8 protein-coding genes are annotated in these 8160 nt (G+C 51.8%); 6 read left to right on the plus strand and 2 right to left on the minus strand.

From position 1 onward, the window contains the following. The first annotated feature begins 32 nt into the window (after positions 1-32). The 6 genes from nudC to EAH77_RS24700 all read left to right on the plus strand — a co-directional run bounded on the left by nudC (position 33) and on the right by EAH77_RS24700 (position 4461). Complete coding sequence (gene nudC / locus EAH77_RS24675; protein WP_140476064.1) at positions 33-815, plus strand: NAD(+) diphosphatase; 783 nt, start codon at positions 33-35, stop codon at positions 813-815. Between the two features lie 45 nt (positions 816-860). Then, positions 861-1925: a uroporphyrinogen decarboxylase gene (hemE, locus tag EAH77_RS24680; protein WP_140476066.1), complete on the plus strand. Its 1065-nt coding sequence runs from the start codon at positions 861-863 to the stop codon at positions 1923-1925. Positions 1926-1947: 22 nt separating this feature from the next. Continuing rightward, entirely contained in the window at positions 1948-2628 is a 681-nt protein-coding gene (gene nfi / locus EAH77_RS24685; RefSeq protein ID WP_140476068.1) for a deoxyribonuclease V, read from the plus strand. A 71-nt stretch (positions 2629-2699) separates the two neighbouring features. Next, a complete protein-coding gene (locus EAH77_RS24690; protein ID WP_140476070.1) occupies positions 2700-3290 on the plus strand; it encodes a YjaG family protein in 591 nt (196 codons plus the stop codon). Between the two features lie 190 nt (positions 3291-3480). Next, positions 3481-3753: a nucleoid-associated protein HU-alpha gene (hupA, locus tag EAH77_RS24695; RefSeq protein ID WP_013577396.1), complete on the plus strand. Its 273-nt coding sequence runs from the start codon at positions 3481-3483 to the stop codon at positions 3751-3753. Between the two features lie 48 nt (positions 3754-3801). Further along, positions 3802-4461 (plus strand): DUF1481 domain-containing protein, encoded by a 660-nt coding sequence (locus EAH77_RS24700; RefSeq protein WP_194150533.1) that lies wholly within the window; start codon positions 3802-3804, stop codon positions 4459-4461. Between the two features lie 75 nt (positions 4462-4536). Here the strand turns inward: EAH77_RS24700 and purD are convergent, their stop codons facing one another. Then, positions 4537-5826 (minus strand): phosphoribosylamine--glycine ligase, encoded by a 1290-nt coding sequence (gene purD, locus EAH77_RS24705; protein ID WP_140476074.1) that lies wholly within the window; start codon positions 5824-5826, stop codon positions 4537-4539. 58 nt (positions 5827-5884) lie between these two features. After that, a complete protein-coding gene (purH, locus tag EAH77_RS24710) occupies positions 5885-7474 on the minus strand; it encodes a bifunctional phosphoribosylaminoimidazolecarboxamide formyltransferase/IMP cyclohydrolase (protein ID WP_140476076.1) in 1590 nt (529 codons plus the stop codon). Positions 7475-8160 lie beyond the last annotated feature (686 nt).

Here is an 8160-nt window from a genome sequence, read left to right on the forward strand (position 1 = left end):
TGTCAGTCCCGTCGAGGTTATGCAACAACAATATGGAATTACAGATAACAGACCAACATAACGGCTGGTGGGTCATCAGCCACGAAGGCAAGCTTTGGCTGCCCGAGGGGGAGCTGCCTTTTGGCTCCTCGACTGACTTTCAGCTCACCGGTAAAACCGGGAGACAGATTGGCGAATGGGAAGGATCGCCAGTCTGGCTGGTGCGCAAGTCGATGGATAGCCATATGGTCTCCGCCCGGCAACTGCTTGATCAGGAAAAGGGTTTGTTCCAGCTGGTGGGGCGAGGTGTCCAACTGGCCGAGTTCTACCGTTCGCATAAATTCTGCGGATACTGTGGTCACGAGATGCATGTCAGCAAGACCGAATGGGCCGCATTATGCGGGCATTGCCGAGAGCGTTATTACCCGCAAATTGCGCCTTGCATCATTGTGGCTATCCGCAAAGGCGAAGAGATTTTACTGGCTCAGCATGTTCGCCACCGTAACGGGATCCACACCGTGCTGGCGGGTTTTGTCGAGGTCGGTGAGACGCTGGAAGAAACCGTCGCCCGAGAGGTAATGGAAGAGAGTAACGTGCGGGTCAAAAATGTCCGTTATGTTAGTTCTCAGCCATGGCCTTTCCCGAACTCCCTGATGATGGCGTTTATGGCCGACTACGACAGCGGCGAGATCAAACATGATCCTAAAGAGTTACTCAATGCTGGCTGGTACCGGTTTGATGCGCTGCCCCAGTTACCACCGCCTGGCACTATCGCCCGGCGTCTGATCGAAGACACCGTGGTTCTGTGCCGCGCCGAGCAGGATAGTGAGATATAATACGGCCCGATTATTTCGGGTCAGCAGATGATGAAGGAAGCCCCAATGAATGAGTTGAAGAATGATCGCTACCTGCGCGCTTTGTTGCGCCAGCCGGTAGATGTCACGCCAGTGTGGATGATGCGCCAGGCAGGACGTTATTTGCCTGAGTATAAACAGACCCGCGCACAGGCCGGTGACTTTATGTCGCTGTGCAAGAACGCGGAGCTGGCCTGTGAAGTGACGCTTCAGCCACTGCGCCGTTTTCCGCTGGACGCCGCCATTTTGTTCTCTGACATCCTGACCATTCCTGATGCCATGGGGTTAGGCCTCTACTTCGAAAACGGCGAAGGCCCGTGTTTCTCCTCGCCGCTGACCTGCCGCGCTGACGTCGAAAAACTGCCGGTTCCCGATCCAGAGATGGAACTGGGTTACGTGATGAACGCCGTGCGGACTATCCGTAAAAACCTGAAGGGCGAAGTACCGCTGATTGGCTTCTCCGGCAGTCCGTGGACGCTGGCGACCTATATGGTGGAAGGGGGAAGCAGTAAGGCTTTCACCAAAATCAAAAAGATGATGTATGCCGAACCGGCAACACTGCATCTTCTGCTGGATAAACTGGCTGACAGCGTGATTTTGTATCTGAATGCGCAAATCAAAGCCGGGGCACAATCGGTGATGGTGTTTGATACCTGGGGTGGCGTTCTGACTCCGCGCGACTATCGTGAATTCTCGCTCAACTATATGCATAAGATCGTTGATGGATTGATCCGCGAAAATGACGGTCGCCGTGTACCGGTCACCTTGTTTACTAAAGGGGGCGGCCAGTGGCTTGAAGCGATGGCCGCGACAGGTTGTGATGCGCTCGGTCTGGACTGGACGATTGACATCGCGGATGCGCGCCGCCGCGTCGGGGATAAAGTTGCTCTGCAGGGAAATATGGATCCGTCTATGCTTTACGCTGCGCCGGTGAGAATTGAGCAGGAAGTCGAGACGATTCTGTCTGGCTTCGGCAAAGGCAATGGTCACGTCTTTAATCTGGGGCATGGTATTCATCTGGACGTTCCACCTGAAAATGCAGGGGCGTTTGTGGAGGCTGTACACAGTTTGTCGCGTCGTTATCACGAATAAGGATTATCGCTAAGGTAATGGAATGATTGATATACGGGTTTTACGAGAAGAGCAGCGCGTTCTGGCTGATCACATTGTTTTGCAGGATCCTGATGATTTCCAAACGCCGAAGTTTATCGCTGGCGCTGATGTCGGTTTCGAGCAGGGCGGTGAGGTGACACGGGCGGCAGTCGTGGTATTACGCTATCCGTCACTGGAACTTGTTGACTACCAGATTGCCCGTATCCCGACCACCATGCCTTATATCCCCGGCTTCCTCTCATTTCGTGAGCTGCCAGCGCTCATGCAGGCCTGGCAGCAATTGCACCAGCGCCCAGACCTGGTGCTGGTGGACGGCCAGGGCATCGCGCATCCGCGTCGATTGGGTGTCGCCAGCCACTTCGGTTTAATGATTGATGTACCGACCATCGGCGTTGCCAAAAGTCGTTTGTGTGGCAAGCACTTACCGCTGGATGACGCCCTGTTCAATAAGCAATCCTTGTATGACCGCGATGAACAGATTGGTTGGGTATGGCGCAGTAAACTACGGTGCAATCCATTGTTTATCTCTCCGGGAAACCGTATCAGCCTTGAGTCGGCCTTTTTCTGGGTCGAGCAATGCATGCGTGGATATCGTTTGCCAGAGCCAACCCGTTGGGCCGATGCCGTTGCGTCAAATCGTGCCGCTTTTCAGCGCTGGCAGCACTTGAGCGGGCATATTTAGGAATCAAGGAATAGGGATATTGATCTATTTCAGGTAAACTCCGGCGCAGAAAAAGTTAAAGAGAACCAACCATGTTACGTAATCCCATACATTTACGTCTTGAAAAGCTGGAAAGTTGGCAACATCTGACGTTCATGGCGAGTCTTTGTGAACGCATGTATCCCAACTACCAGATGTTTTGTCTGCAATCCGGGTTCGGTGAGGCACAACTGTACCGCCGTATTCTGGATTTGGTTTGGGAAACCCTGGTGGTCAAAGACGCCAAGGTCAACTTTGACTCTCAGCTTGAGAAACTTGAGGAAGCGATCCCTTCCTCTGATGACTACGATATTTACGGGGTTTACCCGGCCATTGATGCCTGTATCGCATTAGGCGAACTGATTCATTCACGCCTGAGCGGTGAAACGTTATCGCACGCGATTGCCGTTAGTGAAGCATCAATTCGTACCGTTGCCATGCTGGAGATGACTCAGGCTGGCAAGGAAATGACCGACGAAGAACTTAAGGTTATTCCTGCTATAGAGGAAGAATGGGACATCCAATGGGAGATTTTTCGCCTGTTGGCTGACTGTGAAGAGCGTGACCTTGATTTGATAAAAGGGTTACGTTCTGACCTGCGTGAAGCCGCTGTCAGTAACATCGGCATAAATTTAACGCAATAAGGCAAGAAAACGTGATTTAACGCCTGATTTGTCGTGCCTTAAGGCTTCACATCCGCACCCTGTCTGGTCTACATTTGGGGTGCGTAAAAAAAGTGGCTATCGGTGCGTGTATGCAGGAGGGTGCTGTCAATCGGCATATCCGTCGCACTCGATGCTTTGCAAACGATAAACACACTGTAAAGGATAACTTATGAACAAGACTCAACTGATTGATGTAATTGCGGACAAAGCTGATCTTTCCAAAGCACAGGCCAAAGTTGCTCTTGAATCTACTCTGTCTGCTATTACCGAGTCTCTGAAAGAAGGTGATGCTGTACAATTGGTTGGTTTCGGGACTTTCAAGGTAAATCATCGTAACGAGCGTACTGGTCGTAACCCACAGACTGGTAAAGAAATCAAAATCGCAGCTGCCAACGTGCCTGCGTTCGTTTCTGGTAAAGCTCTGAAAGACGCTGTTAAGTAATTGCTTGCAGTGAAAAGAATAAGCGAAGGGGCAGCGAATAAGCCCCTTATGTTTATCACCCCCAGACTGGCGGCTGCTTTGCTGGTGCTCAGTCTGGTGGGTTGCAGCTCCCATGACGACACCCCACGTTTTACCGCAACGGGCTACGTAGCCGACCAGGGCATTAATCGCCTGTGGCGACTCGACGATGCCCAGCATCAACCCCAGACTATCGTCAACGTGTATAGCCCCTATCACGGTGGTGACACGGTGATCACCCGTTATGAATATCAGCAGGGCCAGTTGCACCTGATGAGACAAACTCATGCCACGAAAACTGACTTAGGCGTCATGCTGCGTTTTGACAACGAAGGTAATGTCAGTTTTATGCAGCGGCAACTGCCCGAAAAACGTGAAAAGCTCTCCTCTGACGATATCGAGCTGTATAAATATCAGGCCAGTAAATTACTGAACCTGAGCAATACGCTGCGTGCAGGTAACGTTGAATTAGTACAGGGGCAATGGAAGCAAGGCGTGATCACTTCTTGCGCAGGTCAACCTGTTACGCCTTCACTCAGTGTTCGTTCGCAGGTTTGGCTGGCAAAACGCGCTTCGCGATCGAATGACCACCTCGGGCTTGCGTGGCTTACCGCGCCGGAGGGCGACGAATTGCTGTTAGTGGCCAATGAAGATTTCTGTAAGTGGGAACCTAAAGAGTCAGATCTCTAACGCGGTGTTTATCCCATACCGAATAGAAAAAAGAAAGGCACGCCGAAGCGTGCCTTTTTGCGGTCTGGAGCAGGATCATTTTTCCTGTTCGCGGGCTATTGCGCGGTAACCGATATCTTTGCGGCAGAAACTGCCTTCCCAGTGAATATCTTTCGCTAACTGATAAGCGCGTAGCTGTGCTGCGGCCACGGTTTTACCCAGCGCTGTGACACAAAGAACGCGCCCACCGTGGGTCACCACACGCTCATTCTGCAAGCGGGTCCCGGCATGGAACACTTTACCGTCAGGCACTTCTTCCAGTGGCAGGCCGTGGATAACTTCACCGTTGGTGTACTCTCCCGGGTAGCCTCCCGCTGCCAGCACGACGCCCAGAGAAGGGCGCGGATCCCATTCGGAAGTGACTTCATCCAGGCGGCCTTCTGCACCGGCGAGGCAAAGTTCAACCAGATCAGAACGCATGCGCAGCATAATAGGCTGGGTTTCCGGGTCACCAAAGCGGCAGTTGAATTCAATCACCTTTGGCTGGCCGTCGGCAGAAATCATCAAACCGGCATACAGGAAACCGGTATAGGTATTATTTTCAGCCGCCATGCCGCGCACGGTTGGCCAAATTACCTGGTCCATGACGCGCTGGTGGATCTCATCGGTCACGACGGGTGCAGGAGAATAGGCACCCATGCCGCCGGTGTTTGGGCCAGTATCGGCATCACCGACGCGTTTATGATCCTGGCTGGTGGCCATCGGTAACACGTGCTCACCATCCACCATCACGATGAAACTGGCTTCTTCGCCATCGAGGAACTCCTCAATAACGATACGGTGTCCTGCATCGCCAAAGGCATTGTCTGCCAGCATGTCAGTCACGGCGTCTTCAGCTTCTTTCAGCGTCATCGCCACGATCACGCCTTTACCGGCGGCCAGACCATCAGCCTTGATCACAATCGGGGCGCCTTTGCTGCGCAGATATGCCAGCGCAGGTTCTACCTCAGTGAAGTTCTGGTAATCCGCACTTGGGATATGATGGCGGGCGAGAAAATCTTTGGTGAAGGCTTTTGAACCTTCCAACTGCGCGGCTTCTTGCGTCGGGCCAAAAATCTTCAGGCCAGCGGCACGGAATGCATCAACCACACCTATCACCAGCGGTGCTTCAGGACCGACAATAGTCAGGCCGATATCATGACTTTTGGCGAAAGCCAGCAAGCCGATAATGTCAGTTGCGGCGATGTCGACATTTTCCAACAACGGCTCTAGTGCAGTGCCCGCATTACCCGGTGCGACATACACTTTATCCGCCAGTGGCGATTGAGAGGCTTTCCATGCCAGCGCGTGTTCACGACCACCATTGCCGATAATTAAAATATTCATTCGAAGACTCCGGGTGAGCGGGCGCGTGGCACCCGCTGAAAGAATTAGTCAGTTTCTATTAATGGCGGAAATGACGCATATCGGTAAACAGCATCGCAATGCCGTGTTCGTTGGCGGCGGCGATCACTTCATCGTCGCGAATAGACCCGCCTGGTTGGATCACGCAGGTGATGCCAACAGCGGCCGCAGCATCAATGCCGTCACGGAACGGGAAGAAAGCGTCAGAGGCCATCACCGAACCTGCGACTTCCAGGCCTTCATCAGCAGCTTTAATACCTGCGATTTTCGCGGAGTACACACGGCTCATTTGGCCTGCGCCAATGCCGACAGTCATTTTGTCACGTGCATAAACGATGGCATTGGATTTCACGAATTTCGCCACTTTCCAGCAGAATAACGCATCTGTAAGTTCCTGCTCAGTGGGCTGGCGCTCAGAAACGACGCGCAGATCTGCCGCTTCGACCATACCCAGATCACGGTCCTGTACCAGTAAACCGCCATTCACACGTTTAAAGTCCATGGCCTTTTCACGAGCCTGCCACTGACCACAGGTCAGAACACGCACATTTTGTTTGGTGGCCGTCAGTGCCAGGGCTTCTTTAGTGACAGATGGGGCAATAATTACTTCCACGAACTGGCGACTGATGATGGCTTTCGCGGTGTCGGCATCCAACTCGCGGTTGAAAGCGATAATGCCGCCAAAGGCGGAAGTCGGGTCGGTTTTATACGCGCGCTCATAAGCGGCAAAGATTGAATCACCGATAGCGACACCACAAGGGTTAGCGTGCTTGACGATCACACAGGCAGGCTCAGCAAATTCTTTCACGCACTCCAGCGCCGCGTCGGTATCGGCGATGTTGTTATATGAGAGCGCTTTACCCTGCAGTTGAGTCGAAGTGGCAACAGAAGCTTCACTGACATTCTCTTCTATATAGAAGGCCGCGTTCTGATGGCTGTTTTCGCCATAGCGCATATCTTGCTTCTTTATATAGCTGAGATTCAACGTACGGGGGAACTGGCCAGAAGGTTTATCCGTTTCGCCATGATAGGCCGGAACCATCGTACCGAAGTAGTTAGCAATCATGCCGTCGTAAGCCGCAGTGTGCTCAAACGCTTTAATCGCCAGGTTGAAGCGGGTTTCTAACGTCAGCGAACCGTTATTGTTATCCATCTCTTCAATAATAGAAGCAAAGTCTCCATTCTTGACCACGATAGCCACGTCTTTGTGGTTCTTCGCCGCCGAGCGCACCATGGTTGGGCCGCCGATATCAATGTTCTCTACGGCATCTTCCAACGAACAATCCGGGCGTGCGACTGTTTGCGCGAAGGGATAAAGATTGACGACCACCATATCGATAGGTGCAATGGCATGCTGCGCCATAATTGCATCGTCTTTACCGCGACGACCTAAAATCCCGCCATGCACTTTTGGGTGCAGAGTTTTGACGCGTCCATCCATCATTTCGGGGAATCCGGTGTAGTCGGAAACTTCGGTCACAGACAGACCTGCATCAGCTATCAGACGCGCGGTTCCTCCTGTAGAGAGTAATTCCACGCCACGTTGAGTTAATGCTTGGGCGAATTCTACGATACCGGTCTTGTCAGAAACGCTGAGCAGGGCGCGGCGGATTGGACGAGATTCTTGCATGGTGGTTATATCCTTGGCTTTGGAGTCGCAATAAAGAGCGTTATCTGAATTTAATGACCGCTTTCCTCTCTTTATATAGAGCAATTTTCAGAAAAACGCGGGAATGAGTTCAGATAACGGTCCTTTGAACACTCACTTTTCATTCGCCCCCCATTAAGGGTGAGGAAAACTGACGCGCGAAATTGTAGCGAAAACGATTGCGCGGCGCTCGTAAAATTTGAGATTCCTGGTCGTCTGTGGATAAGTTTGTGTAAAACACGGTATAAGCAGTGCATTTGCTGTGGAATGCAGCAAACAGTGATTTTTCCTAAAATTAGCCCTTGCGGCCTGCTGAGAACTCCCTATAATGCCGCTCCATCGACAGGGAACAACGTGAACAACATCACGGAGTAACCGGGTCGGAAAGATTAAAAACAGCGGCAACCGAATGAAATAAACGGTTGACACTGAAAGAGGAAAGCGTAATATACGCCACCTCGAGTTGCCAAGCGAAAGCGCGTAACTCACTGCTCTTTAACAATTTATCAGACAATCTGTGTGGGCACTCACAAGACGATATCAGCCACTTCGGTGGCAAAAAATATCAAGTCTTAAAGAGTGACCAAGCAGTAATTCATTTAAGTGAATTATTACGAAAGTTAATTTTTGAGCACCGCTTCACGAGTTGAAGCAAATCGAACTTTTAA

Origin of the sequence: Ewingella americana (assembly GCF_006438725.1) — a bacterium.
Classification (GTDB): Bacteria; Pseudomonadota; Gammaproteobacteria; order Enterobacterales; family Enterobacteriaceae; genus Ewingella; species Ewingella americana_A.

Bases quoted from the DNA above. Each gene is read 5' to 3' on its own strand.
- purD (WP_140476074.1), bottom strand. From the start codon at position 5,826: ATGAATATTTTAATTATCGGCAATGGTGGTCGTGAACACGCGCTGGCA.
- hupA (WP_013577396.1), top strand. From the start codon at position 3,481: ATGAACAAGACTCAACTGATTGATGTAATTGCGGACAAAGCTGATCTT.
- nfi (WP_140476068.1), top strand. From the start codon at position 1,948: ATGATTGATATACGGGTTTTACGAGAAGAGCAGCGCGTTCTGGCTGAT.
- hemE (WP_140476066.1), top strand. From the start codon at position 861: ATGAATGAGTTGAAGAATGATCGCTACCTGCGCGCTTTGTTGCGCCAG.
- EAH77_RS24690 (WP_140476070.1), top strand. From the start codon at position 2,700: ATGTTACGTAATCCCATACATTTACGTCTTGAAAAGCTGGAAAGTTGG.
- EAH77_RS24700 (WP_194150533.1), top strand. From the start codon at position 3,802: ATGTTTATCACCCCCAGACTGGCGGCTGCTTTGCTGGTGCTCAGTCTG.
- purH (WP_140476076.1), bottom strand. From the start codon at position 7,474: ATGCAAGAATCTCGTCCAATCCGCCGCGCCCTGCTCAGCGTTTCTGAC.
- nudC (WP_140476064.1), top strand. From the start codon at position 33: ATGGAATTACAGATAACAGACCAACATAACGGCTGGTGGGTCATCAGC.